This is a genomic window from Aestuariibacter salexigens DSM 15300 (assembly GCF_000429145.1).
GTDB classification, from domain to species: domain Bacteria; phylum Pseudomonadota; class Gammaproteobacteria; order Enterobacterales; family Alteromonadaceae; genus Aestuariibacter; species Aestuariibacter salexigens.
The window spans coordinates 67,206-93,038 of sequence record NZ_KE386852.1 but is presented as its reverse complement, the minus strand read 5'-3'; the positions used below and the strand labels follow the sequence as shown (position 1 = coordinate 93,038).

The 25,833-nt window shown below is 50.6% G+C and carries 23 protein-coding genes; 21 read left to right on the top strand and 2 right to left on the bottom strand.

Annotated elements, in window-relative coordinates; translation table 11 throughout:
• Positions 1-90: 90 nt before the first annotated feature.
• From G441_RS0116805 to G441_RS0116795, 3 genes are all read left to right on the top strand, one after another.
• The gene (locus G441_RS0116805; protein WP_026377411.1) at positions 91-849 is read left to right on the top strand and encodes a glutathione peroxidase; all 759 of its coding nucleotides are present in this window, start codon (positions 91-93) and stop codon (positions 847-849) included.
• A 14-nt stretch (positions 850-863) separates the two neighbouring features.
• Entirely contained in the window at positions 864-1,910 is a 1,047-nt protein-coding gene (locus G441_RS0116800) for an alpha/beta hydrolase (protein WP_051275686.1), read from the top strand.
• 62 nt (positions 1,911-1,972) lie between these two features.
• On the top strand, positions 1,973-2,260 hold the full coding sequence (locus G441_RS0116795) for a hypothetical protein (protein WP_026377409.1): 288 nt from the start codon (positions 1,973-1,975) through the stop codon (positions 2,258-2,260).
• On the opposite strand, the gene G441_RS0116790 is transcribed toward G441_RS0116795, so the two are convergent.
• Positions 2,255-3,448 carry a dipeptidase gene (locus tag G441_RS0116790; protein ID WP_026377408.1) on the bottom strand — a complete coding sequence of 398 codons (1,194 nt, stop codon included), beginning with the start codon at positions 3,446-3,448 and terminating at the stop codon, positions 2,255-2,257. The two genes, G441_RS0116795 and G441_RS0116790, sit on opposite strands and share 6 nt — an antisense overlap.
• A gap of 18 nt (positions 3,449-3,466) precedes the next feature.
• Positions 3,467-5,389, bottom strand: coding sequence for a S9 family peptidase (locus G441_RS0116785; RefSeq protein WP_084407418.1), 1,923 nt, complete (start codon positions 5,387-5,389; stop codon positions 3,467-3,469).
• A gap of 195 nt (positions 5,390-5,584) precedes the next feature.
• Here G441_RS0116785 and G441_RS0116775 point away from each other — a divergent pair, with 195 nt between their 5' ends.
• The 18 genes from G441_RS0116775 (at position 5,585) to G441_RS0116690 (ending at position 25,728) form a co-directional block, all read left to right on the top strand.
• Positions 5,585-6,364, top strand: coding sequence for a SapC family protein (locus G441_RS0116775; RefSeq protein ID WP_026377405.1), 780 nt, complete (start codon positions 5,585-5,587; stop codon positions 6,362-6,364).
• A gap of 308 nt (positions 6,365-6,672) precedes the next feature.
• Positions 6,673-7,131 carry a division/cell wall cluster transcriptional repressor MraZ gene (gene mraZ / locus G441_RS0116770; RefSeq protein ID WP_026377404.1) on the top strand — a complete coding sequence of 153 codons (459 nt, stop codon included), beginning with the start codon at positions 6,673-6,675 and terminating at the stop codon, positions 7,129-7,131.
• The gene (gene rsmH, locus G441_RS0116765; protein ID WP_034475482.1) at positions 7,128-8,069 is read left to right on the top strand and encodes a 16S rRNA (cytosine(1402)-N(4))-methyltransferase RsmH; all 942 of its coding nucleotides are present in this window, start codon (positions 7,128-7,130) and stop codon (positions 8,067-8,069) included. The genes mraZ and rsmH overlap by 4 nt, the downstream gene beginning before the upstream one ends.
• Positions 8,066-8,383: a cell division protein FtsL gene (ftsL, locus tag G441_RS0116760; protein WP_026377402.1), complete on the top strand. Its 318-nt coding sequence runs from the start codon at positions 8,066-8,068 to the stop codon at positions 8,381-8,383. The genes rsmH and ftsL overlap by 4 nt, the downstream gene beginning before the upstream one ends.
• Positions 8,380-10,155, top strand: coding sequence for a penicillin-binding transpeptidase domain-containing protein (locus G441_RS0116755; protein WP_034475480.1), 1,776 nt, complete (start codon positions 8,380-8,382; stop codon positions 10,153-10,155). The genes ftsL and G441_RS0116755 overlap by 4 nt, the downstream gene beginning before the upstream one ends.
• Positions 10,145-11,668 carry a UDP-N-acetylmuramoyl-L-alanyl-D-glutamate--2,6-diaminopimelate ligase gene (gene murE / locus G441_RS0116750; RefSeq protein WP_026377400.1) on the top strand — a complete coding sequence of 508 codons (1,524 nt, stop codon included), beginning with the start codon at positions 10,145-10,147 and terminating at the stop codon, positions 11,666-11,668. Before G441_RS0116755 ends, murE begins: the two co-directional genes overlap by 11 nt.
• The gene (gene murF / locus G441_RS0116745; RefSeq protein ID WP_026377399.1) at positions 11,665-13,062 is read left to right on the top strand and encodes a UDP-N-acetylmuramoyl-tripeptide--D-alanyl-D-alanine ligase; all 1,398 of its coding nucleotides are present in this window, start codon (positions 11,665-11,667) and stop codon (positions 13,060-13,062) included. The genes murE and murF overlap by 4 nt, the downstream gene beginning before the upstream one ends.
• The gene (gene mraY / locus G441_RS0116740; RefSeq protein WP_026377398.1) at positions 13,056-14,138 is read left to right on the top strand and encodes a phospho-N-acetylmuramoyl-pentapeptide-transferase; all 1,083 of its coding nucleotides are present in this window, start codon (positions 13,056-13,058) and stop codon (positions 14,136-14,138) included. Before murF ends, mraY begins: the two co-directional genes overlap by 7 nt.
• Positions 14,139-15,443, top strand: coding sequence for a UDP-N-acetylmuramoyl-L-alanine--D-glutamate ligase (murD, locus tag G441_RS0116735; RefSeq protein WP_026377397.1), 1,305 nt, complete (start codon positions 14,139-14,141; stop codon positions 15,441-15,443).
• Positions 15,440-16,738 carry a cell division protein FtsW gene (gene ftsW, locus G441_RS0116730; protein WP_026377396.1) on the top strand — a complete coding sequence of 433 codons (1,299 nt, stop codon included), beginning with the start codon at positions 15,440-15,442 and terminating at the stop codon, positions 16,736-16,738. The genes murD and ftsW overlap by 4 nt, the downstream gene beginning before the upstream one ends.
• Positions 16,735-17,826, top strand: a complete 1,092-nt coding sequence (gene murG / locus G441_RS0116725) for an undecaprenyldiphospho-muramoylpentapeptide beta-N-acetylglucosaminyltransferase (protein ID WP_026377395.1) — start codon at positions 16,735-16,737, stop codon at positions 17,824-17,826. The genes ftsW and murG overlap by 4 nt, the downstream gene beginning before the upstream one ends.
• The gene (gene murC / locus G441_RS0116720; protein ID WP_026377394.1) at positions 17,823-19,280 is read left to right on the top strand and encodes a UDP-N-acetylmuramate--L-alanine ligase; all 1,458 of its coding nucleotides are present in this window, start codon (positions 17,823-17,825) and stop codon (positions 19,278-19,280) included. Before murG ends, murC begins: the two co-directional genes overlap by 4 nt.
• The gene (locus G441_RS19010) at positions 19,270-20,256 is read left to right on the top strand and encodes a D-alanine--D-alanine ligase (RefSeq protein WP_051275685.1); all 987 of its coding nucleotides are present in this window, start codon (positions 19,270-19,272) and stop codon (positions 20,254-20,256) included. Before murC ends, G441_RS19010 begins: the two co-directional genes overlap by 11 nt.
• Positions 20,257-20,312: 56 nt before the next feature.
• A complete protein-coding gene (locus G441_RS0116710) occupies positions 20,313-20,990 on the top strand; it encodes a cell division protein FtsQ/DivIB (RefSeq protein WP_084407426.1) in 678 nt (225 codons plus the stop codon).
• A gap of 21 nt (positions 20,991-21,011) precedes the next feature.
• On the top strand, positions 21,012-22,241 hold the full coding sequence (gene ftsA, locus G441_RS0116705; protein ID WP_026377392.1) for a cell division protein FtsA: 1,230 nt from the start codon (positions 21,012-21,014) through the stop codon (positions 22,239-22,241).
• A gap of 103 nt (positions 22,242-22,344) precedes the next feature.
• Positions 22,345-23,514, top strand: coding sequence for a cell division protein FtsZ (gene ftsZ / locus G441_RS0116700; RefSeq protein WP_026377391.1), 1,170 nt, complete (start codon positions 22,345-22,347; stop codon positions 23,512-23,514).
• A 304-nt stretch (positions 23,515-23,818) separates the two neighbouring features.
• Positions 23,819-24,730, top strand: a complete 912-nt coding sequence (lpxC, locus tag G441_RS0116695; RefSeq protein WP_026377390.1) for a UDP-3-O-acyl-N-acetylglucosamine deacetylase — start codon at positions 23,819-23,821, stop codon at positions 24,728-24,730.
• A gap of 128 nt (positions 24,731-24,858) precedes the next feature.
• Entirely contained in the window at positions 24,859-25,728 is an 870-nt protein-coding gene (locus tag G441_RS0116690; RefSeq protein WP_026377389.1) for a M23 family metallopeptidase, read from the top strand.
• The last annotated feature ends 105 nt before the right edge of the window (positions 25,729-25,833 follow it).

Sequence of the window (25,833 nt, the reverse complement as noted above, 5' to 3'; positions counted from 1 at the left end):
TAATTCAATCAATTTGATTATTTTAATCAGCTTCTTAATTTTGAGATCTGTAGCTATGATGTATGCAAATCATCAAGCGGAGAATGAGAAATGAACAATGCAACAGCACCTTTAGCTAACATCGAAGGTCAGAAAGTGCCAAGCGTTATCTGGCCTGCGCGCAAAGGCGATGAATGGGTAAAAATCGCCGGTGACGATATTTTTAACGGCCGAACAGTGGTGGTGTTTTCATTACCTGGTGCCTTTACTCCAACATGTTCTTCAAGTCACCTGCCGCGCTATAACGAGCTGGCGCCGACGCTGAAACATCACGGTGTTGACGAAATTCTGTGTGTCAGTGTGAATGATACCTTTGTGATGAATGCCTGGTGTGCCGATCAGGAAGCTGAACACATCACCATGATCCCGGACGGAAATGGCGAGTTCACTGAGGGCATGGGCATGCTGGTAGATAAAAAAGAGCTTGGCTTTGGCAAGCGCAGCTGGCGCTATTCAATGCTTGTTAAAGACGGCGTGATTGAAAAAATGTTCATCGAACCAGATGTGCCGGGCGACCCTTTTGAGGTGTCGGATGCGGATACAATGCTGGATTACATTGCACCTGATGCGGTTAAACCACAGCCTATTTCTATCCTGACCAAACCCGGCTGTCAGTTCTGTGCAAAAGCAAAAGCGCTATTAGACGAGCAAGGGCTGAACTATGAAGAGGTCGTGATGGGCAAAGATGCGACCTTTACATCATTGAAAGCGATTACGGGTCGTGAAACCGTGCCTCAGGTGTTTATAGGCGGTCAGCATATTGGCGGCAGCGAAGAGCTGGCGTCGTGGTGTGAAGCCAGAAAAGCGTAGCGGAGAAAGGCAGTATGGCTGAAATAAGCAGGGGCAGTGTCACCACAAACAGGTTCGCGTTGTTACTGCTCCTGATTATGGCAGCCATTCCTGGCCATGCCATTGACTTTGTTCTCAAGGACTTTACCACCCTGTACAAGCGCGAATTAGGATCGGTTCGGGACTGTCAAAAACAGCCAGAACACGGATACAGAGTGTGTTCTGGAGCCTTACGCAATGAAGGAAATGGTCCTTACATTCTTCACCATGGCCGTAAGACCGATAAAGTGGTGGTGCTGTTCCATGGGTTAAGTGACTCGCCTTTCTATTTTCGGGACATTGCCGCAGCTATCCATCAGCAAGGCCATAATGTGGTGGTCGGCTTGTTGCCTGGACACGGCAAGAAGCGGGCTGATGCGGATATGCAGGACAGTGACCTGAAATCCCGCTGGCATGAGCATGTTGCGACGCTGGTGGATATTGCGTCGCCATTGGGAGGCTCGTTGGTATTGGGCGGATTTTCGACCGGAGCGGCTCTGTCTGTTCATCATATTCTCCATCATGACACGTCGGTAAGCGGGTTAATGTTATTTTCCGGTGCCCTGAAGCTGCAGGATAATGCTGAGAAAATGGCGCGGATATGGGGCAGTAAATGGTTAGCCAAAATCATCGATGGTCATTATCAGAGCGAAGGACCCAACCCATACAAGTATCCTGCCGTATCGGGCTATGCTGCACTGGTACTGATGGATGTCATTTTTGATATACGCGAACAACTAGAGCAGGGGAAATCTCTATCAATGCCCATCTTCGCGGCGCATTCTGAAGCAGACACCACGACACCGGTAGATGGCGTGAAAGCGTTGCTCGCACATGGCACCGCCGACAATACATCATTTATTGTGGCTGAGGCCCTTGATGTATGCCATGCAGATGTCGTGGTCAGCGCACCGATGCTGGTTTCTATGCAGTTCGATAAAAGTCAGGTGGAAGACCCTGAGCCCTGCAGTATTCCGCAAAGTAATCCAGTGTTTGCACAAATGCTGGCAACGGCACTGAACTATCTGGATAAATTACAGTAAAAAGTGCTAATCCCTTAGAGTGACGTTTCACGATATCCATAGGCCAGGAGAGTTAAACCATCATGCGAGTATTTTTTTGGGCTTCGGTACTCACTTATCTGTTTTTGTACTTCTGGGCAGCCTACCTGTACGAAGGGTTCGATATGGGGCTGGCAATCCTCATTGCGGTGGTATTTTTTGCCGCGCTTGGTGTGTGGCTGAAGCGCCGTAAAGCCCAACCTCAAGAAGTTGCACAGCCAGTAGGTCGTGATGCCGACGATACGAAGCCGCTAAGCATATGGCAATCTCCGCTTCCTTACATGGTGATTGCCATAGCAGTGTTTATAACGGTGTTTTTTACTGCGCTATGAAGACAGGCGTGCTGACACCGCCTCAATCTCGCGCCATGCGCGTAACACGTTGCCGCTGAGTATTTTCTCTATATCGTCTTCGCTGTAGCCGCGATTGAGGAGTCCTTCAATCAGATTGGGGAATGTGGAGACGTCTTTGAGTCCCTCAGGCAATGAATCACCGACACCGTCATAGTCAGAACCGATACCAACATGGTCTATTCCCACCAGATTGACCACATAGTCGATATGGTCAAGGATGGTGTCGAGGTTGGCAAACGGGTAAGGATTTTGTTCCCGATAGCGGGTATCAAATTCCCTGTACTGCTCGCTGTTACGGCCAAATTCCTGCTCAATGCGTTCGCGCTCCTTGCCCATAGCGTCGCGCCATTGACGAGCCGCGCGACTGACGAAACCGGAGCCAAAATTGATCATGATCACGCCGCCATTATCCGCCAGTGCTTTGACCATATCGTCGTCCATATTGCGTTCAAAACCTGGGGTGAAGGTGCGTAGCGAGGAGTGTGAAGCAATGACCGGAGCCTGTGTCAGCTCAATAACCTGATAAAACGCATCGTCAGAGACATGTGAGATATCGATGATCATGCCAATTTTGTTCATCTCTTTGACCAGCTCTTTGCCGAACGGACTCAGGCCCTTCCAGCGCCGGCGAAGATCATAGCTTGAATCGCTGATATGGTTACTTTGCGAATGAGCCAGTGTGATGTAACGCACGCCACGCTGGTAGAAAAGTTCAAGATTGTTTAGATCGCCCTGAATAGGTGAGCCATTTTCCATTCCCATAGGCAAAGAAATAAGACCCTGCGCAAAGTGACGTTCAATATCATCCGGACTTTCAGCAATCGCGAATTTGTCCGGTGCTCTGCCAACGATGGCTTCCACCGAATCGATGAGCTTGTGTGCCAGTTTTGTTGACTCTGGCGAATTATCCAGTGATGCCGGGACGTAAATGGACATAAAGGGGGCATTTAATCCGCCAGCCACGGCACGAGGGTAGTCAAAATCTCCTCCATCAGTAGCGACAGTGACATCAACCCACTGCTCATTTACGCGATAAGGCACATCAATGTGCCCATCCACAATAATCGTTTGTTGGGCAATGTCGGCTGCACTGCGTGGCGCGGTGCTTGCGCACCCTGTCAGGCACAGCACTGTGGCGATCGAAGCAAGGGTAAGCGATGTTTTCATTATGTTGTACTTCTTTTATTAAAGGTGTTGTTCGAGAAATTCAGCAAGTTGACGATAGAATGTTACGCGGTTCTCCAACTTTCGTACGCTGTGCCCTTCGTCAGGGAAACGCAGGTAGGTGACCGGAATGCCGCGTTCACGTAACGCCTTGACCATAGTATCGGATTCTGTCACAGGATCCCTTGGGTCGTTAACACCATGTTGAAAAAACATTGGCGCCGTGATGTTGTTCACCGTATTAATCGGCGAATTGTTGGCGTAAAACCGTTGCCAACGTGCCTCACTAATGTCGCCATACTCTATGCGATCTGATGCTTTTAATCCTGGCGAGGCATTGTTGAGCGCGCGCACCCAGTCAGCAACGCCAACGAATGATGCGCCGGCTTTAAATGCATCAGGGTAAGCACCCATCACGGCGTTAACCATATAACCGCCGTAAGAGCCACCAATTGCTGCCGCCCGTGACGTATCGACCCGTCCTTCCTTTTCCAACCAGCGTAGCGCATCGACCAGATCTCTGACCGAATCAAGTCGCTTCTCCTGATTATCCAGGCGGCTGAAGGTCTTGCCGTACCCGGTAGAGCCGCGCACATTGATATCCAGTACCGCTACGCCTTTACCTACCAGATACTGAGTAAGTGGTTGCCAGCTTGGCCTTGCCTGAGCAGTGGGGCCACCATGAATATCGACTACCAGTGGAGGTAAAGGTGCATCACTGCTCTGAGCTGGCATGTACAGCAGGCCATGCAGCGTAACACCGTCTCTGGCGGGGAAACTGATTATTTCAGGTGTGACTAATTCTTCGCTTTGAATACCAGCCATATCGGCATCAAATATTTGCGTGACGCTGCCGGTACTCAGGTTCAGAGAGAATAGTCTGCCAGGCCCCTGCGGACCGGATACTTGAACAATGGCCATGTCACCAGACTTGGCACAGCTTGAACTGTAAACGCCAACGGGTAGCTTGATGACTTTGTCTCTATTGTTACTAAGAGAGCGCACAAACAGCTGGCTGTAGCCGTCTTGATTGACTTGCCAAAGCATACTCTGGCCGGCATTACACAAGCGCAGCCGTTCAACATTATGTTGCGGTGTGGCAAGGTCCTGATGTTGGCCGTTTGTCAGACTGTAAAACTGCCAGTGTTTCATTTCACCGTTCTGGTTGGAGGTAAAATGGAAGCCTTCGCCGTCTGGGTGCCAAATCAGATTTTCATAACTTGCCGCTACCTCGGGTATAAACAAGGTGCTGACATTGCCTGACTGTGTATCAAGTAAGTAAAGGTTATTCGCATCCTCGCCACGGGTTTCGGTTAACAGCAATCTTTGGTTATCCGGATGCCAGGCGGCCGGAGAGAATCCATATTCAGCCTCAAACACCATACTGGTTTTGCCACTTTGGATATCGAATACATAAATATCGAAGTCTCGGCCGTTGCGCTCGGTTGACGCATAGCTGAAGCGGTTGCCATCCTGACTAAATGCGCCAAATTCCCGATAACCATTGCTGTAAGGCAATACCTGTTGCTCGCGGGTGCCATCCATAGAAATCAGGTAGTACGCTTCACGCTCGTCACCATTATTGTCAGCGGCGTATAACAGCCTCTGACCATCCGGATGCCAGCGATAGAAGGTGATACCATTGCCGTATGTCAGCTGCTTAGCTTGTCCTCCGCGCGCTGGCATGACCCAAAGCTGTCTACGACCGGTTACCGAACTGATATAGGCAACATGTGAGCCTTGCGCGTTGATGCTACTTGCTGATGCCCCTCTGGCGAGCAGAAAACGTGAAATATCAATCGGTCGATCGCTGGCCATACCAATCGAAACAGGCTCGACGGTTGGCGTATCCTGAGGAAATGGCCAGTCAGTCTGTGAAGCGTTACCGGCGGCAGTCGTGATGACGCCAGCAGTGAATAAACCAACAAGGGTTGCAACGCGCATGCTAGGGTACCTTTTTAGGAATTTTATCAATCATCACGTAAATCAAGGAGTTAAACAACCACCAGGCGACAAGGCCTGTCGAAGTGATAATTTTTTGTTAGTGTACGGCGTGACTTCACCTGCCAGATCACAGATACTTGGCGCCTTTGCCAATTACGGCAAGTTTTTCAGAGCATATAAGAAGAGAAAGGATAGATGGCAATTAATTACGTTCCTTTAGATAAAGACAAGCATGCTGCACTGAAGGTCAAGCAGCAACACAATTTCGAATACAGCAAAAATGCACACCTTTCAGCGGCCAGTATCCGCGAGTTTGCGCAATTGGCGGGCAGCATGCCGATCGTGATCATTCAGGATCCAAAGAGCAATAATTACCACTGCGTAGCGATGCTGGGTGTTGAACCGAATAAAAACATGTTCTGGGCCGACGATCGCTGGAATGCACCAGCCGTACCGTGGAATGTCCAGCGTTATCCATTCGATGTACGTCCCGATGGTGACAAACTGGGTGTATACGTTGATGAAAACAGTGACCTGCTGGTCGAAGACGGTTTGGCGTTGTTTGATGAAGAAGGTAACCCTACTGAGTTCATGCGTAACCGTCACCAGTTCCTGGGCGATCTGGCCAACAGTGAAATGATGACGCAGCGCTTCCTGAAAAAGATTGCAGAACTTGATCTGCTAGAGCCTATACAACTTCTACTGACCTATGAAAATGGTCAACAGCGCAATGTCACGGGTATGTTCAGCATCAGTGAGAAGCGTCTGCATGAATTGTCAGATGACGTTATTGTCGAGCTTCATAAAGCTGGCTTCCTGGGCGCGATCTACGCCATGTTAATGTCGCTAGGGCAGCTTAACCGTCTGGTCGAACTGTCAAACAACACTGACACGCCGATTCGTAACCTGCAGCTGAGTGTCGTCAAACAAGACGACGCACAAGCTCCACAGCAGGAATCTGCACCGCAAGCCTAACGCTGTGCAAGTCGCAGAAAAAACCGATGCACTCGCATCGGTTTTTTCGTTTTAGCCGCGACATTTCCCTTCTCAAATCTACTTTTTCTACTGAATTCATAGACTTCCGATCTGGCTTAAAAATGCAGGTTTTTTATCGCTCTGAAAAAGGCTTTTTTCGCCTTGACAGGGGGGGCGAGTGGTACCTAAACTGTGCAAAGTGGGTAAAAGTGGCAGAAAGTGGATCAATCGGTCTCAATTCGTCACAAGTCAGTGCTCGAAGAAAATAAGAAAAACAAAAGCAACAACACAATAAAAAGGCTAGGGGAATGTTCCGCGGCGCTAACGCAATCAATCTGGACAGCAAAGGCAGAGTGGCGATCCCAACGCGGTATCGCCAAGCGCTGTTAGATGATTGTCAGGGACAGCTGGTTTGTACGATTGATACTCAGCAAAGCTGTTTGCTGCTTTACCCACTGACTGAATGGGAAGAAATTGAACTCAAACTGAGTAAGCTTTCTTCAATGAATCCGCATGAACGACGTCTGCAGAGGCTCCTTCTTGGTTATGCGTCGGAAGGCGATATGGATAAGAATGGTCGCTTCCTGGTCGCTCCCACCCTGCGTCAGCACGCTGGTCTTGATAAACAAATTATGTTGGTAGGACAGCTCAATAAATTTGAGATTTGGGACGCTGATGTATGGGCACAGCAGGTAGAAGCTGACATCCAGACCGAGAAGCAGTCTGATTTCGAATTAACAGACAGATTGCTGGAATTCTCACTGTGACATCCGGCCACCCCCTCCAACACCAGTCAGTGTTGCTGGAAGAATCCGTTAACGCACTGAATATCCACGGCAGTGGCATTTACGTGGATGCGACTTTTGGTCGCGGCGGCCACTCAAGAGCAATTCTGGCGGCATTATCAAGCCAGGGTAAACTTATTGCATTTGACCGTGACCCCGATGCGATTAAAGCGTCTGAACAGTTCGCTGACGATAAACGCTTTGACATAATTCATCAAGCCTTTGCGGACATGTCTGACGCTCTCGAACAATGGGGTTTGCTGGGTAAAATTGACGGCGTGTTGATGGATCTCGGTGTGTCATCACCGCAGTTGGACGATGCCTCTCGAGGATTCAGTTTTATGCGTGAAGGTCCTTTGGATATGCGCATGGATACTACCCGGGGAATGAGTGCCAGAGAGTGGCTGGCAAGCGCCGATGAGCAAGATATTGCACAGGTCATCAAAGAGTTTGGCGAAGAAAAATTTGGCAAGCGTATCGCCCACGCTATTGTGTCACAGCGTCAACACACGCCGATCAACACCACTACAGAGCTTGCCGAACTGATTGACCGCGCGGTGCCTGTCAAAGACAAATTCAAACATCCGGCAACACGCACGTTTCAGGGTATTCGAATTTATATTAATGGCGAGTTGGACCAACTCAGACATGGACTGAAGGCGGCGCTTCAGGTGCTTAAACCCGGTGGTCGACTGGCCGTGATCAGCTTCCATTCTCTGGAAGACCGGTTGGTCAAGCGGTTTATCAAAGAACAATCCCAGGGCAAAGTTTTCCCCCCGGGGCTGCCCGTCACACAGGAGCAAATAGACGCTGATAAAGCACTCAAGGCAATAGGTAAAGCCATCAAACCCTCAACAGAAGAAACCCGGCAAAATGTCCGAGCACGAAGTTCGGTGTTAAGGGTGGCAGAGAAGCTATGACAAGTAGGACTAATTTCAATCTCGTCATAATTCTGGTCTCTGACCTGGCCCGCCACAAGCTGCGGGTTTTGTTGTTTTTAATGGTGATGGCTTCTGCCTTTGCCGTGATCCTGAGTGCACACCATAATCGGCAGATGGCAATTGCCCTCGAACAGCTCATGAAAGAACGAGATGCACTTGATGTTGAATGGCGTCACCTGGTGCTTGAACAAAGCGCACTGACCGAGCATAACCGTATTGAAAATATGGTCACCAAACAGTTGGACATGCATCGGCCTGCCCCCGAAGACGAAGTGGTGGTGAGGGTCAGATGAGCATACTGAGTATGAAACTGGGGCGCGCAGGCGCACGCACCGGTCAGGCTAAACAAAATGCTAATCCGAGCTTTGTGCATTGGCGTTTTGCGGTCGTGCTGATTGTCATTGTCGCCGTGTTTGCCGTGCTGGCGCTGCGTGCCGCATTCATTCAGGTCATCGAACCAGATATTCTCATAGAGCAAGGTGACAATCGCACTCTGCGTACCCGCGCTTTGCCTAATCACCGTGGTTTGATCACCGACCGCAATGGGCAGGAGCTGGCCGTCAGTATTCCGGTTCGTGCGATTTGGGCAGATCCGAAAATCATTCATCAGAATAACGCTCTGCAAGACACACGTCGCTGGCAGGCGCTGGCTAACGTGCTGGGACAAGACGTGCAGTCTTTGTACGACAGAGTAAATAATCCAGAACGTCGATTCGTTTACATTCAACGTCAGGTATCGCCGGCAATGGCTGACTATGTTGAACAGCTGGATATCGATGGTATCTATTTGCGCAACGAATCCAGACGCTACTATCCAACGGGTGAAGTCTCGGCCCATGTGATTGGTTTTACTGACGTCGATGATAAGGGGCTGGAAGGTATAGAGAGACTCTATGATGACTGGTTAACCGGAACCCCGGGAACGCGCAAAATTCGCCGCGATGCAAAGGGTCGCCAGGTCGAGATTATCGAGATGGAGCAGGGCGAAAAAGCGGGTAACATCCAGCTTACGATAGACCAGCGTATTCAGTCCATCGCCTATAAAGAGCTGAAGAAGGCCGTCACTTTCTACAAGGCAACGTCGGGCTCTGCCGTCGTCGTTGATGTTCACAGCGGTGACATACTGGCCATGGTAAACAGTCCGTCCTTCAATCCTAATAACCGTGCAGATGCGGCACCACATAGAGTACGTAATCGTGCCATAACCGATGCTTTCGAACCTGGCTCAGCAGTTAAGCCTCTGGCTGTACTTAGCGCTTTAGAATTCGGTGTAGCAGACAAAGATACCGTGATTGACACCCATCCCGGCTGGATGCGAGTGGGCGGAGCATTGGTACAGGACCTGCGCAACAACGGTGAGTTGGACCTAACCGGTATCATTCAAAAATCGAGCAACATGGGGACGTCTAAACTGGCGCTGTCGGTGCCTCGCGAATTCCTGCTCGACACGTATTACAAGATGGGGCTGATGTCAGATACTGGTACTAATCTGCTCGGGGAGAGTAGCGGTATTTTTCATCAGCGCAATCGTTGGTCACAATTTGAACTGTCGACCCTGTCATTTGGCTATGGTCTCAGTGTGACGACCTTACAAATGGCCAGAATGTATACCATCCTGGCGAATGGCGGCATGAAGCGACCGTTGAATATGGTCGTAAACGATGAGGAAGTGTATGCCGAGAGGGTGATCAGTGCTGAAAACGCCAGATTGTTGCTCGGTATGCTTGAGAGCGTCACACAGGATGGCGGTTCAGGTACCAAGGCGGCTATTCCCGGCTATCGTGTGGCGGGCAAAACGGGTACCAGTCGTAAAGCCATTGCCGGTGGATACGGCGAAGAATACGTGAATATATTTGCCGGTATTGCGCCAGTGTCGGAGCCGCGTCTGGTCACCGTTGTATTGATAAATGAACCAGGCGGCGATCTATACCATGCCGGTGATACGGCAGCGCCAGTATTCGGTGCCATTATGAGTAGCGCATTGCAATTGCTCAACGTACCACCCGATGCGCGTAACGTTTCCTCTATGGCAAGCGTGATGGGAGGGTTGCCACGTGCAGACTAATGCGACCCAAAGCGCCAAACAGTGGCTTGCTGCGTTTGATTTAGACGTGCCAGATATCAGGGTCGATTCACTGACCCTGGATAGCCGTAACGTGGCGATTCATAGCGCCTTCATTGCGGTGAAAGGGCATGAGCGGGACGGCAGGGAGTTCATTCCACAGGCGATCAGCCTTGGCGCCAAGCTGATCATCGCGCAGACCGACGAGGCTGACGAACACGGCGCCATTACCATGCGCGAGCAAAGTGTTATCGTCCATGTTTTCAATCTGCCAGAGCTCATCTCAGATATGGCAGCGGCCTTTTATCATTATCCAGCCCAGCAGTTAGATGTTATTGCAGTAACCGGTACTAACGGCAAGACATCAACTGTACAGCTTATTAGTCAACTGCGACGTTTGATTGGTGATACATCAGCCAGTATTGGCACGCTTGGCAGTGGTATTTATCAATTGAATGATGCCGAAATCAATTACGACGACACGCTGAACACGACGCCTGATGCCGTGACAATGCAGTCATTAATGGCTGATTTTGTTGCCAGCGGTGTCAAGCAGGTGGCCCTTGAAGCGTCGTCTCACGCATTGGTACAGCATCGCATTGCGGCACTTGATACCAAGGTGGCGGTATTTACCAACCTGACTCGCGATCATTTGGATTATCACGGCAGCATGGCTGAATACGCCCGTGCCAAGCGACTATTGTTAACCCAACCAAGTTTGCAATTTGCCGTCCTGAATCGGGATGATGAAGAAAGCCTCAACTGGCATAAAGCCATGCCCGAAGGCGTAACGCCAGTGTGGGTGTCCGCCAGCGGAGATAAACCAGACGCTAAAGAACTTTATTGTGTCGCGACCCAAATTGAATACCTGCCAAATGGTATCAGTCTGAATCTTGATAGTAGTTGGGGACAGGGCACACTGAGCGTGAGATTGCTTGGTGCCTTTAACATCACCAATTTGCTGTCGGCGTTGGCAAGCTTGCTATGTCTGCAGGTTCCGCTACGCGCATTGCTGGAACATAGTGCTCTTTTGCGACCAGTGCCTGGCAGAATGGAAGTCTTTGGTGATGACGCCAGCGCCCATGTTGTAGTCGACTATGCCCATACACCGGATGCCCTTCATCAAGCGTTGCTGGCAGTGCGTCAGCATAATGCCGGGCGAGTATGGTGTATTTTTGGCTGCGGCGGTGAGCGTGATCAGGGTAAACGTGTATTGATGGGGGAAATTGCCGAGCAACTTGCCGAACGAGTGATCCTGACCAACGATAACAGCCGCTCAGAAGATCCACAGGCCATCATTTCTGACATTCTTTCAGGCATGCGCGCGCCCGACAAAGTGCAAATTGAGCTGGACCGTCGTGTAGCGATACAAAGCTGTCTGAAACAGGCAAGTGCTGAGGACATGATTCTGGTGGCAGGGAAAGGGCATGAAACCTATCAAATCATTGGTGACACACGCCATGACTATAACGAACGAGAATATATAAAACATTTGTTTGTGGGGAGAGAGCAATGATCAGTGTATCACTGGAGTGGATAGCCGAGCAGGTGAACGGCACCTTGTTTGGTGAAAGTACAACCCTTTGCGGAGTCAGTACGGATACCCGGCAGATTACCCAAGGCGACCTGTTTATTGCTCTGGTGGGCCCCAATTTCGATGGTCATAAATTTGTCGATGTCGCAGCCCAGCAGGGCGCTTCAGCGTTATTAGTGTCGACAAAAGCCGATTCTCACTTGCCGCAAATTCTGGTTGAAGACACTAAACTGGCGCTGGGGCAACTTGGCGCGGCAGTAAAAGCAACATTAGCCCCCAAGACGGTCGGTATAACTGGCAGTAGCGGTAAAACCACGGTGAAGGAAATGGTCGCGTCAATTCTGGGCAGAAGAGGCAATGTGCTGGCAACCCAGGGTAATTTTAACAATGATATTGGTGTACCGCTGACACTGCTGCGATTAACACCTGAGCATGAATATGCAGTCATTGAAATGGGGGCGAATCATCTTGGTGAAATCGCCTATACCACCTCGCTGGTGAAACCAGATGTCGCCACCATTGTGAACGCGGCGGCTTCTCATCTGGAAGGCTTTGGCAGTCTATTGGGGGTTGCACGGGCCAAGAGCGAGATATTCAAGGGTTTGCAGGCCAGTGGGACAGCAGTGTTAAACGCCGATAGTCAGTTCTATAAGTTCTGGGAAGGCAAACTCAGGCACGCAAATGTGCTGACCTTTTCCCTCGAGGGAAACGCGGACTTTCACGCACAGGACGTGACCCTGGGCCTGGACGGATGTGCCAATTTCGACTTGCTGACATCACAGGGGCGTGTGCCCGTCAGTCTGCCGTTGCCGGGCATGCATAATGTTGGTAATGCATTGGTGTCTGCCGCGCTGGCGATGCAGGTAGGCGCAACCCTGGAAGATATTCGGGATGGTTTGCAAACCATGCAACAGGTGGGTGGCCGACTCAATGTTAAGCAACTGACCAATCAAATCAAACTGCTGGACGACAGCTATAACGCTAACGTCGCCTCGGTGAAGGCGGCTATCGAACTGCTGGCCAGCTTTTCAGGCCTGCGGGTGCTGGTGCTTGGCGATATGGCCGAACTCGGTGAAAAATCTCGCGACTATCATCAGCAAGTGGGGGAGTTTGCCAAACAGAAAGGCATCGATATGTTGCTTAGTGTGGGGGTTCTCAGCCAGTTTGCCAGCCACGAATTTGAGCAATCCGGTGGTCATTTTGAAGATAAGCAAACATTGGTAGATTCACTATGTGAACGTGTGGTCGGCGAACAGCGCGATATCACTATTCTGGTCAAGGGATCGCGTTCATCGAAAATGGATGAAGTGGTCAATATGCTGGAGGCGTCTCCATTGGGAAAGTTTGAACGCAGTCGGGAGCGCATCGCATGCTGATCTGGCTATCTGATTGGCTGACCCAGTTTGATACGGGATTCAATGTTTTCTCGTATCTGACCATGCGTGCCATTTTAAGCACGCTGACGGCGCTGCTGATTGCCATATTGATCGGGCCAAAGATGATCCGCTGGCTGCAAACCATGCAAATTGGTCAGACGGTGCGTGACGACGGCCCACAGTCTCACCTGTCGAAATCGGGTACCCCAACCATGGGCGGTCTGCTGATCCTCGCCGCCATTCTGATCAGTGTTTTACTATGGGCAGATCTGAGTAATAAATACGTCTGGGTCACACTGGCTGTAGTGGTGAGCTACGGTATCATCGGCTTCGTTGACGACTACCGCAAAGTGATCCGTAAAGACCCTAAAGGACTTATTGCCCGTTGGAAATACTTCTGGCAGTCAGTGGTAGCCATTGCTGTTGCGCTGTACCTTTACAGTAGCGCCCAGGATCCTGCTGAAACCGCTCTGTTAGTGCCCTTCTTCAAAGAAGTGATGCCGCAATTGGGCATATTTTTTATCGTCGTGGCGTATTTCGCCATTGTGGGTACCAGTAATGCGGTAAATCTTACCGACGGCCTGGATGGGCTTGCGATCGTGCCTACCATTCTGGTGGCCGGTGCGTTTGCAATTTTTGCCTATGCCACCGGTAACGTGAACTTCGCTGAGTATCTGAATATTCCTTACATTGCGCCAACCAGTGAACTGGTCATTGTCTGCACCGCAGTGGTGGGAGCAGGGTTAGGCTTTCTATGGTTTAACACCTATCCCGCTCAGGTCTTTATGGGCGATGTTGGCTCATTGGCATTGGGAGGCACATTAGGCGTTATCGCCGTGTTGGTTCGACAGGAAATCGTACTCATTATCATGGGGGGCGTATTTGTCATTGAGACGCTGTCGGTCATTTTACAGGTGGGGTCATACAAGCTGCGCGGAGAGCGAATATTCCGTATGGCACCTATTCATCACCATTATGAACTGAAAGGCTGGCCAGAGCCGCGCGTGATTGTGCGTTTCTGGATCATCTCTTTGATTCTGGTGTTGATTGGTCTGGCAACCCTGAAGTTGAGATAAATGATGATGCATTTAGCAGGTAAAAACGTGATCGTGGTTGGGCTCGGGGTAACCGGGCTTTCCTGCGTGCGTTATCTGCTAGAAAAAGGTGCTAATGTCAGTGCGCTGGACACCCGCTCAGCACTGAAACACGAGCTGAACATCAGTGTAACGTTAGGACCGATTGAATTAGACGCGCTACTGATGGCTGACCTGGTGGTACTCAGCCCGGGCATCAGCCGTCGTGAACCCGCTATTGCCAATGCGCTGGTGAAAGGTATCCAGGTTATTGGTGATATTGAATTGTTTGCTCAGGCGAACTGCAAACCAGTGCTCGCCATCACCGGCTCAAACGGTAAGTCGACTGTGACGATGCTACTTGCACAAATGTTGGCGCAAGACAGTATGAAATATGTGGTGGGTGGCAACGTTGGCACGCCTGCACTTGAATTGCTTGATGATGAATACGACTGGGTGGTGCTGGAACTATCCAGCTTTCAGTTGGAAAGTACATTTTCCCTGAAACCTTACGCGGCCACAGTGCTGAACATAAGTGAAGACCATATTGACATGCATGGCAGCCTGCAAGCGTATCGCGCTGCCAAAATGCACATTTACCGTGGCGCTGTCCACTCCCTGGCTAACCGTGATGATCCCCAAACCTGGAATGCCGAGACAGCGCCCGACCTGACTTTTGGATTATCGGAAAGCCCTGTTGGGGTGGGTTATGATGAGCCAAATCAATGCATTACCTTAGACGGCAGGCCGCTCTTTTCCATACGCGGTACATTACTAACAGGTGCGCATAACATATTGAATATTCAGGCTGCTGCTGGTCTGGCTCATTTTGCTGGCGTCTCCACCGAAGCCATGCGTCTCGCCTGTCTTGAATTTAAGGGACTGCCGCATCGTTGTCAGCTGGTCGCTGAAAAACAAGGGGTTCGTTGGATCAATGATTCCAAAGCAACCAACGTTGGTGCCTGCGTAGCGGCAGTCGAGGGTATTGCAGGTAACACTGCCGGGCGACTGATCCTGATTGCAGGAGGAGATGGCAAGGGCGCAGATTTTTCACCTTTGCGAGAAGTGCTGCATCGCTACGTCGCACTGGTGATTACATTAGGTAAAGACGGCCACAAAATTGCAGCCCTCGGCACGACAAGCAAACACGTCAATAGCTTGACCGAGGCAGTCAATCATGCCGCCAGCGTTACCAAAGCAGGCGATGTTGTACTGCTGTCTCCAGCTTGTGCAAGTCTGGACATGTTTGATAATTACATGCATCGCGGTGATGTGTTCCAACAGGCGGTAGAGGAGTTGGCAGCATGACAAGCGTATCAACCGTCACGCCGCAACAACAGACGTCTGCGCTTCGTAGTTTGTTCTCCCGTCGTCATGATGCAGTGCAGCAGAGTGCTTATGATGTGTCTCTGGCCATCGCGGCTATCGCGTTACTGGCTATTGGGATGGTGATTGTCACATCAGCGTCGATGCCGATTGCCGCGCGTCTGTTCGATAACCCTTTTCACTTTGCTATCCGACATATTATCTATATGGGACTGGCTTTGAGCGCAGCGATAGTGGTGCTGCAAATCCCTATGAACTGGTGGCGCGTCAGTAATCCCTATCTTCTGCTGGCAGCCATAGGACTGTTACTCGCTGTATTAGTGGTTGGGCGCACGGTCAATGGCAGCACTCGCTGGCTGGCAGTCGGGCCGATTACCATTCAGGCCGCTGAACCTGCTAAATTATTTTTCTTCTGCTATCTGGCGGGTTATCTGGTGCGCCGTTATGAAGAAGTCACCGAGAATCTGAAAGGCTTCATCAAGCCCCTAGTGGTGTTCTTTGTGCTGGCGCTGTTACTGCTCATGCAGCCGGACCTTGGCACGATTGTGGTGATGTTTGCGACCACTATTGGTTTGTTGTTTTTGGCTGGTGCAAAACTATGGCAGTTCTTTGGCTTAGCGCTGGCAGGTATTCTGGCGTTTGTCTCGCTGGTGGTATTTGAAGAATACCGGATGCGCCGCATCACGGCATTTTTGGACCCCTGGGCTGATCCGTTTGGCAGTGGCTATCAGTTGACGCAGTCGCTTATGGCTTATGGACGCGGCGATTGGCTTGGGCAGGGGCTAGGTAACAGTTTGCAAAAACTGGAATTTTTGCCCGAGGCTCACACCGATTTTATCGTCGCTATTCTGGCTGAAGAGCTTGGTTTTGTGGGCGTGCTAAGCGTGTTGTGTATATTGCTGTTTGTGGTGGTGAAGGCGCTGCAAATCGGCAACCGAGCGTTGACATCACAACGTCCTTTCGAGGCGTATCTGGCGTATGCCATCGGTGTGTGGTTTAGCTTCCAGACCGCTGTAAACGTGGGTGCAAGCGCGGGAATTTTGCCTACCAAAGGCCTGACTTTACCGCTGGTTAGCTATGGTGGCTCAAGCATGATTATCATGGCGATTGCAGTGGCAATCTTGATCCGCATTGACTTTGAAATGCGCGTTGATGGTGTACAGGCCATGAGCTCAGACAACAGCGGTAAGAATAAAAAACGCAAAGGCACATTGATCAATGCCGTAAAAGCGAAAGTCTCAGGACAACAGCCCAGCGATACGGAGGACACGATATGAGTCACCGTATATTGATTATGGCTGGCGGGACCGGAGGTCACGTGTTCCCTGGGCTGGCGGTTGCACAGGTATTACATCAAAAGGGCTGGTCTGTGCATTGGCTGGGTACCGCGCAACGAATGGAAGCACAGTTGGTGCCCAACGCTGGCTATGAAATCTCATTTGTTGATGTGGTCGGTGTGCGCCGTAACGGCTTGCTGAACATGCTTAAGGCTCCTTTTCAGGTGATACGCGCAGTATGGCAAGCGCGCAAAGTACTCAAACAGTATCGACCCGATATCGTGCTGGGCATGGGGGGATTTGCCAGTGGTCCAGGCGGTGTTGCGGCCTGGTTAGCCGGCACGCCGCTTATCATCCACGAGCAAAATGCAATAGCGGGAATGACCAATCGGATTCTCGCATTCCTGTCTGCACGTGTATTAGCGGGTTTTGAAGGGGCCTTTGCACAGCATCGCAGCGCTCGCGTACGAGGTAAAGTGCAGGTGATGGGTAATCCGGTGCGTGATGTAATAGAAAAACTGCCCGCTTCTGACGCGCCTCACACTCCGCTGAGACTATTAATCATCGGCGGTAGCCTGGGTGCGAAAATACTTAATTACACCTTGCCCGGGGTTATTGCCAGGCTCGCTGATATTGAAGTCCGACATCAGTGCGGCAAAGACAATAGTCAGGCTGTTTCCGCTGCCTATCAACAATATGTCGGACAACGTAATGTCTGGCACGCGGTTGACTTTGTTGATGATATGGCCAGTGCATATCAGTGGGCTGATTTGATCATATGCCGCGCCGGCGCACTCACCGTTGCCGAACTCGCGGTGGCAGGTAAGGCAGCGATTTATGTTCCGCTGCCTCATGCAGTTGACGATCATCAAACGTTTAACGCACGTTCATTAAGCGATGCGGGCGCCGGCATCCTAATGCCACAACACGAAATGAATGAGGATAAGTTGGTCGAGGTTATACAAGCATTACAGGCTGCTCCGCAGAAGATCGTAGCCATGAGTCAGCAAGCAAGACGACTGGGTAAACGCGGGGTGGCGGATAACATTGCCAGTCTGTGCGAGCAGTTAGTTGGGGAGGCCGCGTGATAAAAGCAGATAAAAGCCACTATCATGTGCCGGAAATGCGCCGTGTAAAGCATATTTTCTTTATCGGCATTGGTGGAGCTGGTATGGGCGGTATAGCTGAAGTGCTTCTCAACGAAGGCTATCAGGTATCTGGGTCAGACAGACAGGCGGGAAATATGACCCGCCGGCTTGCATCATTAGGTGCCAACGTATTTATTGGTCACGACGCTACCAATATTGCGGGAGCCAGCGTGGTTGTGGTGTCCAGCGCCATCGATCAAAGTAACCCTGAGGTGCAGGCTGCACAACGAGCTCGTATTCCGGTGATACGTCGTGCTGAAATGTTGGCTGAGTTGATGCGTTTCAGACACGGTATCGCCGTTGCCGGGACCCATGGCAAGACCACAACTACCAGTTTGATTGCGAGCATTTTCGCACACGCCGGGCTGGATCCCACTTTCGTGATTGGCGGCTTGCTTAATAGTGCTGGCACGAATGCCCGACTGGGTAGCAGTCGTTACCTGATCGCAGAAGCTGACGAAAGCGATGCATCGTTTATCCATCTTCAGCCAATGGTATCTGTGGTGACCAATATCGAAGCGGACCATATGGATACCTATGAAGGTGACTTCCAGCGTATGCAGGACACCTACATCGAGTTTTTGCACAACCTGCCATTTTATGGGGCCGCAGTGGTGTGTCTGGACGATCCCGTTGTCGCGTCGTTATTGCCTGATTTGGGCAGACAGTACATTACCTATGGCATTGAGCAACAGGCAGACGTGCGCGCCAAAAATATCGTGCATGGCTTCAACCAAACCCAATTCATTGTTGAAAGACGGAACCTCGCACCGTTATCAATTACTCTTAATCTGCCCGGTGTGCATAACGTATTAAATGCGCTTGCGGCTATCGCTGTCGCAACAGATGAAGGTATACAGGATGAAGCAATTCAGGAAGCACTGGCTTCGTTTGAAGGGATAGGCCGACGCTTTGAGATGTTGGGTGAATTTGAGACTGGTAAAGGTAAAGCAATTCTGGTAGATGATTACGGACATCATCCAACCGAAGTCGATGCAACCATTAAAGTTGCACGCAGCAACTGGCCAGACAAACGGTTGGTAATGGCGTATCAGCCGCACCGCTTCACCCGCACCCGCGATCTCTACGAAGATTTCGTCAGAGTATTGTCACAAGTTGATGTGCTGTTGCTGTTAGATGTTTACAGCGCCGGCGAGGAACCGATAGAAGGCGCCGATTCGCGCGCACTGTGCCGCTCTATCAGGCAGCGTGGACAAATAGAACCAATTCATGTCGCCGGTCTGGACGAATTAGGTCCTTTACTGGCAGATTCGTTGCGCGATGGCGATATCGTCCTCACTCAAGGGGCCGGGAACATTGGTCAGCTGGCACGTCGACTGCAGGCCAGTGAACTTGATATAGAACGTTTGAAAGGTGACTGGAATGACGATTAAGCAGCGCACCTTTACTCCGCAGCAGTATGGCAAAGTCGCCGTACTGTTCGGTGGCAGTTCAGCAGAACGAGAAGTGTCACTTAACTCTGGCAACGCTGTATTGCAGGCCCTGACTGCTGCTGGGGTAGATACCATCGCGTTTGATCCTGCTGAAAAACCCCATACCGGATTGCTTGACCTAAAAGTAGAGCGGGCCATCATCATGTTACATGGACGCGGCGGCGAAGATGGCACCGTGCAGGGTGCATTGGAATGGCTGGGCATACCTTATACCGGTACGGGGGTATTAGGCTCGTCACTGGCTATGGATAAAATTCGTAGTAAGCAGGTATGGCAGGCGCTGGGACTCTCAACTGCCGCGTACCATATTGCTGAAAAAAGTCGCTTTGATGCGCGATCATGCGGCGTTATAATACAAAACTTGGGGAACATAGTCATGGTCAAGCCGGCGCGCGAAGGTTCGAGCATCGGCATGGCAAAAGTGACAAGCGCTAAACAACTCGAAGCTGCCGTAACAGACGCATTTAATTATGATAATCACGTCTTAATAGAGCAGTTCATTGAAGGGCCAGAGTACACCGTTGCAATCTTGCATGGCCAAGCTCTGCCCTCTATTCGCATGTCTACCCCTCATGTTTTTTATGATTACTCGGCGAAGTATCAGGACAATACGACCGAATACTTTTGCCCAAGCGGTTTAAATGCCGAACAGGAAGCACAAATTGGCAAGCTGGCCAGTGATGCCTTTGCAGCACTGGACGGTAGTGGCTGGGGCCGTGTTGATGTTATGCAGGGAAATGATGGTCGTTTTTACTTGTTAGAGGCGAACACCGTACCCGGTATGACAGAAAAGTCATTGGTACCGAAAGCTGCTAAACAGGCGGGTCTGAGTTTTACCGACCTGTGTTTGGAGATTTTGGCCACCAGTGAAACCGGTCGGGCTGAACGCGTGTTTGGCGAGGAGGTACGTCCTTGACGTCTGACGCTACACAGCACAAGCATGCCACATTGTGGTTGGGCGTCAGCTTTCTGATGCTGGTTATTGTTGGACTGGTATTAGCGGCTGTGTGGGTGCAAGGCTGGCTGAAAGATGAGCAGCAGGTGCCAGTGCAACGTATCACCTTTGATGGTGACAGACAGCATGTGGATGAGCAGGCACTGGAAAGGCTTATCAGGCAAACGCAGCCGGGCAGCTTTTTTGAACTCGATGTACAACAGGTACATGAGACATTGGAGCAGCAGCCATGGGTGTACAGAGCGTCGGTGCGAAAGCAGTGGCCAAACAGTTTGAAAATTTATCTGGTTGAACAAAGTGCGGTGGCGCACTGGAATAACGACCAGTTGCTGAATCGGTATGGTGACACCTTTGATGCGCAATTACCTGAAGGAAATTTGCCGCAGCTCTTCGGGCCGGGTGGCAGTGAGCAAACCGCACTACAGGGTTATTTGGCGATGCAGTCATTATTGACGCGCACGTCCATGGCGGTCAGTGAACTGATTTTAAGCGAACGGTTTGCATGGCAGGTGACACTTGATAATGGCATTAAATTGAATCTGGGGCGCAGCGAATTTATTGACCGGTTACAACGATTTATTGATGTTTATCCGTTGCTGCAAAGACAGGAACGTGATGTTGAATATGTAGATCTGCGTTATGACACAGGTCTCGCGGTGGGCTGGCAATCTGGCTCGCAGAGTCAAACAAGTTAAATAGGGTAAGCGAAACTAACGATGTCAAAGGCAGCAGAACGCAAACTTATCGTCGGATTAGATATCGGCACCAGCATGGTCAAGGCCGTGGTGGGAGAAGTGCTGGAAGACGGCAAGATCAGCGTTGTTGGGGTAGGAACCCATGCATCCAAAGGGATGGACAAAGGCGGCGTGAATGACCTGAACCTGGTGGTTCAGTCAGTGCAGCGCGCTGTTAGCGAAATGGAGTTGATGGCAGATTGTCGGGTGTCATCAGTGTACATGTCGATTTCTGGTCGTCACGTACAGTGTCAGAATGAAAATGGCATGATCCCAATCAACAATCAGGAAGTGACGCAGGAAGACGTAGATAATGTGATCCATGCTGCGCGCTCGGTACCCATTGCCGCTGAACGACGTTTACTGCACGTGCTGCCGCAGGAATTTACCATTGACGTGCAGGAGGGCATAAAGAACCCGATTGGTATGTCAGGCGTCAGAATGGAAGCGGATGCACACATTATTACCTGTGCCGATGACATGGCCAAAAATCTGGTCAAATGTATAGAGCGCTGCGAATTAAGCGCCGACCAGCTTATTTTTTCTGCACTGGCATCCAGCTATGCGGTGTTAACTGACGATGAGCGTGAACTGGGTGTATGTGTGGTCGATATCGGCGGTGGCACCATTGATATGGTGTTATATGCTGATGGTGCGATCCGTCACACCGCAGTCATTCCCGTCGCGGGCAACCAGATCACTAGTGACATAGCCAAGATTTTCCGCACGCCAATCACCAATGCTGAGCAAATCAAAGTGAATCATGCCTGTGCGTTAAAAGACATGGTCAGCATGGAAGACAGTATCGAAGTGCCAAGTGTTGGTGGCAGACCTGCCAGGCGTATGTCCAGACACTTATTGGCTGAAGTCATTGAGCCGCGTTACCAGGAACTCTTTGAACTAGTCCATGAAGAGATCCGCGCCTGTGGTCTGGAAGATCAAATCGCTGCCGGCATTGTGTTAACCGGCGGTTCGGCAAAAATGGAAGGTGCAGTGGAGTTTGCCGAGGAACTGTTTCAAATGCCGGTCAGAGTGGGTCAGCCACTTGATATAAAAGGGCTGACTGATTATGTAGATGATGCGGGTTTCGCCACTGTGGTGGGGCTGCTCAAATACGCCGGACAACATTTACATGGGAAAAGTGCTAACAAGGCGCGTCAGGGCGAGGGAATGTGGACGCGCATACAAAGCTGGTTTAAAGGAGAGTTCTAATGCACTACTCGTTTGACACAGCGAACGGAATAACAACATTTTTGAGTATGGGATGCAGGTCGGCGGGCCTGTGTTTTATAACTTACAAAACCGGAGAGTAAGTATGTTTGAATTAATGGATAGTCACGGCGAAGAAGCCGTAATAAAAGTCATCGGTGTCGGTGGTGGCGGCGGTAACGCTGTCGAGCACATGGTATCGCAGAGCATTGAAGGGGTAGAGTTTATCGCCGTCAATACTGATGCTCAGGTGCTGCGTAGTTCATCTGCCAATGTCACACTGCAGATTGGCTCAAATGTTACCAAAGGTCTCGGTGCAGGTGCCGATCCGAATATTGGACGTGACGCTGCACAGGAAGACCGCGAAACGATTCGCCAGTCGCTGGAAGGCGCCGATATGGTATTTATTACCGCTGGTATGGGTGGTGGTACCGGAACCGGTGCAGCGCCTGAAGTTGCCAAGATTGCTCGTGAAATGGGGATTCTGACCGTTGCCGTGGTAACCAAACCGTTTCCATTTGAAGGTAAAAAGCGTACCGATTTTGCAAACAAGGGCATTGAAGAACTGTCCAAGCATGTTGATTCACTGATCACCATTCCAAATGAAAAACTTCTCAAGGTAATGGGACGTGGGACACCTCTATTGCAGGCATTCAGTGCTGCCAATGACGTACTGCGGGGTGCAGTGCAGGGCATTGCTGAGCTGATCACACGCCCAGGTTTGATTAACGTTGACTTTGCGGACGTAAAAACCGTGATGTCTGAAATGGGCACTGCGATGATGGGAAGTGGCTCCGCCAGTGGCGAAGATCGTGCTGAAGAAGCAGCCGAAGCGGCTATCGCCTGCCCGCTGCTTGAAGACATCGACTTGTCAGGCGCACGGGGCATCCTGGTCAATATTACTGCAGGCCCTGATTTTGCCATCGACGAATTCGAAACCGTCGGTAATGCGGTGAAAGCCTTTGCCTCTGAAAATGCTACGGTGGTAGTGGGCACAGTGATTGATATGGAAATGACCGATGATCTGCGTGTTACTGTGGTTGCGACGGGCATTGGCCAAGAGCGCAAACCTGACATCTCACTGGTGAGCAATGAAAGTGCACGTATGAGTGCCAGTGCGCGGGAATTCAGCCTCAGGCCAAATCAAGAAGCTCGCGCCACGGCGACGGGTGGAACAGACGGTAATCAGGCGCTGAAAGTTGAAGACGCGGCGCAGCCCGGAAATGATCTGGAATATCTTGATATCCCGGCATTTCTGCGCAAGCAAGCGGACTGAGGCGGCACTGACCACGGTTACGGGATAGGGAATCTTTGAGCGCTAGTGCGGTCATAGTCAACAATTCAGGTCTGTACGCGAGACACATTGTTTGACATGAAAGCAGGATGCTTGTCCTTAATCGGTCAGCCGGCCACCCGAACGCGGGCCGCCGGTCTGCCGGTCACCGGAGCACCGGCCGCCGGTCATACCAGTGGTGTTTAGAGGTAAGAACGTATTGTTACAGTATTTTGACAAGTTAGTGATTACCTACTACAATATGCGGCCGCTTTTTTGATAGAGCACTGTTTGAGCTTAAAACGTGATGATAAAGCAACGTACAATCAAGCATTCAGTCCAGGAAACTGGGATTGGATTGCATAAAGGGGAAAAGGTCACCATGACTCTCCGGCCCGCGCCTGCTAATACGGGAATCGTATTTAGGCGTGTTGACCTTGTTCCTCATATGGATATCCCTGCGCGTGCGAACGCTGTCGGGGACACCATGCTTTGTACCTGCATTACCAATCAGCAGGGTGCAAGCATTTCGACCGTTGAGCATTTAGCGTCAGCGCTTGCCGGATTGGGTATTGACAACATCATTGTTGAAGTAGATAGCGACGAGCTGCCTATCATGGATGGCAGTGCCAGTCCGTTTGTGTTTTTGCTGCAGTCAGCCGGCATCGAAGAGTTACCGGCTAAAAAGCGTTTCATTAGGGTCAAAAAGCCTGTACGCGTTGAAGACGGCGATAAGTGGGCGGAGTTTCTGCCTTACGACGGTTTTCGGGTTGATTTTAGGATTGACTTCGATCATCCGGTCATCAGTCAGACTCGTCAGCACATGGTACTTGATTTCAGCTCAGCGTCTTATGTTGATGAAGTGAGTCGCGCCCGTACATTTGGTTTTATGAAGGACCTTGAGTACATGAACGCACACAATCTGGCATTAGGTGGAAGCATGGAAAATGCTGTCGCGCTGGACGAATTCCGGGTACTAAATCCGGAAGGTTTGCGATACGATGACGAGTTCCTGAAGCATAAAATCCTTGATGCGGTGGGCGATATTTATCTCGGCGGCCACAGTATTATCGGCGAGCTGAAAGCCTACAAATCGGGGCATGGCTTGAACAATAAATTATTGAATGCGTTGTTAAAGCAGACAGACAGCTGGGAATACATTAGCTTCGATTCTGACGACAAATTACCCATTAGATTCATTGAGCCAGTGATGGCCTGATAGAAAAGCCGCGTTTGCGGCTTTTTTGTTTCTGAAGCAGGTGCTTTGGATGTCCTTCACCAGACTTTCAAACGTGCTAAAGTACCGTTAAAATCGGCCGCGAAAGAAAAACGAGAGAAGCATAACGGATGAGACTGACATTACTATACAGAGGCAAAAAAGTGCGGTTTGTACGCACAGTCACTGTTCGTCAGTTGCTCAGCGCTACTGTGTTGCTCTCCGTGTTCGCCTTAATCTCCAGTCGTTCAGCTCATACTCCAGATGAAACCTTGGCGAGAATTCAATTTGCCGCCTCCGGCCTGCAACAGCAACAGCAGCAAGTCGATGTGTTAAAAAAGGCCACTGAACAACAATTGGCCGGTGTGATTTACAAACTGGCTGAGCTGGAAGGTGAAATGCAGCAGCTCAATATGCTGGGCAATCGACTTGTTGAAAAAGCTAAGCTGGACAGTGATGAATTTTCTTTTTCGCAGCCTCAGGCTCTGTCATTGGGCGATGAAAATGAGCTACTGGCGCGCATTGAGGCGATGCGTGTTGATATGAACAGTAAAGCGGCACAGCTGCGGGCGCTTGAAAGTATCATGCTTGGTCACCATATAGACCATGAAGCGTCGGTGTCAGGGCGCCCGATCAAGCAAGGATGGTTGTCATCCTACTATGGGGTGAGAAAAGACCCTTTCACCGGTAAGCCAGCAATGCACAAAGGCATTGATTTCGCAGGTGAAGAAGGTGAACCGGTTGTGGCTACAGGTGCCGGCGTGGTGACCTGGTCAGGTGAACGCTATGGCTATGGTAATATGGTTGAGATTGACCACGGCGATGGCATCGTCTCTCGATACGGTCACGCACTTAGCCTATCGGTGAAAGTCGGTGATGTAGTAACGAAGGGCCAGCAAATCGCGCTGATGGGCAATACCGGACGTTCAACCGGAGCACATGTGCACTATGAAGTGTTGCAGCGTGGACAGCAGCAAGATCCGTTACCTTACGTTTACTAACCGCGCAGCGTAAGCAGGCCGCTGAATAAATGCTCCTGTAAGAATTAATTTGAATCGGTCGCGTGACCGATTCTTTCGTTTTTAAAATTAACGTCTCTGACATGA

What these genes read in the sequence shown, in the direction of transcription:
- G441_RS0116805 (WP_026377411.1), top strand. Translation starts at nt 91, where the DNA reads ATGAACAATGCAACAGCACCTTTAGCTAACATCGAAGGTCAGAAAGTG.
- G441_RS0116800 (WP_051275686.1), top strand. Translation starts at nt 864, where the DNA reads ATGGCTGAAATAAGCAGGGGCAGTGTCACCACAAACAGGTTCGCGTTG.
- G441_RS0116795 (WP_026377409.1), top strand. Translation starts at nt 1,973, where the DNA reads ATGCGAGTATTTTTTTGGGCTTCGGTACTCACTTATCTGTTTTTGTAC.
- G441_RS0116790 (WP_026377408.1), bottom strand. Translation starts at nt 3,448, where the DNA reads ATGAAAACATCGCTTACCCTTGCTTCGATCGCCACAGTGCTGTGCCTG.
- G441_RS0116785 (WP_084407418.1), bottom strand. Translation starts at nt 5,389, where the DNA reads ATGCGCGTTGCAACCCTTGTTGGTTTATTCACTGCTGGCGTCATCACG.
- G441_RS0116775 (WP_026377405.1), top strand. Translation starts at nt 5,585, where the DNA reads ATGGCAATTAATTACGTTCCTTTAGATAAAGACAAGCATGCTGCACTG.
- mraZ (WP_026377404.1), top strand. Translation starts at nt 6,673, where the DNA reads ATGTTCCGCGGCGCTAACGCAATCAATCTGGACAGCAAAGGCAGAGTG.
- ftsL (WP_026377402.1), top strand. Translation starts at nt 8,066, where the DNA reads ATGACAAGTAGGACTAATTTCAATCTCGTCATAATTCTGGTCTCTGAC.
- G441_RS0116755 (WP_034475480.1), top strand. Translation starts at nt 8,380, where the DNA reads ATGAGCATACTGAGTATGAAACTGGGGCGCGCAGGCGCACGCACCGGT.
- murF (WP_026377399.1), top strand. Translation starts at nt 11,665, where the DNA reads ATGATCAGTGTATCACTGGAGTGGATAGCCGAGCAGGTGAACGGCACC.
- mraY (WP_026377398.1), top strand. Translation starts at nt 13,056, where the DNA reads ATGCTGATCTGGCTATCTGATTGGCTGACCCAGTTTGATACGGGATTC.
- murD (WP_026377397.1), top strand. Translation starts at nt 14,139, where the DNA reads ATGATGATGCATTTAGCAGGTAAAAACGTGATCGTGGTTGGGCTCGGG.
- ftsW (WP_026377396.1), top strand. Translation starts at nt 15,440, where the DNA reads ATGACAAGCGTATCAACCGTCACGCCGCAACAACAGACGTCTGCGCTT.
- murG (WP_026377395.1), top strand. Translation starts at nt 16,735, where the DNA reads ATGAGTCACCGTATATTGATTATGGCTGGCGGGACCGGAGGTCACGTG.
- G441_RS19010 (WP_051275685.1), top strand. Translation starts at nt 19,270, where the DNA reads ATGACGATTAAGCAGCGCACCTTTACTCCGCAGCAGTATGGCAAAGTC.
- G441_RS0116710 (WP_084407426.1), top strand. Translation starts at nt 20,313, where the DNA reads ATGCTGGTTATTGTTGGACTGGTATTAGCGGCTGTGTGGGTGCAAGGC.
- ftsA (WP_026377392.1), top strand. Translation starts at nt 21,012, where the DNA reads ATGTCAAAGGCAGCAGAACGCAAACTTATCGTCGGATTAGATATCGGC.
- ftsZ (WP_026377391.1), top strand. Translation starts at nt 22,345, where the DNA reads ATGTTTGAATTAATGGATAGTCACGGCGAAGAAGCCGTAATAAAAGTC.
- lpxC (WP_026377390.1), top strand. Translation starts at nt 23,819, where the DNA reads ATGATAAAGCAACGTACAATCAAGCATTCAGTCCAGGAAACTGGGATT.
- G441_RS0116690 (WP_026377389.1), top strand. Translation starts at nt 24,859, where the DNA reads ATGAGACTGACATTACTATACAGAGGCAAAAAAGTGCGGTTTGTACGC.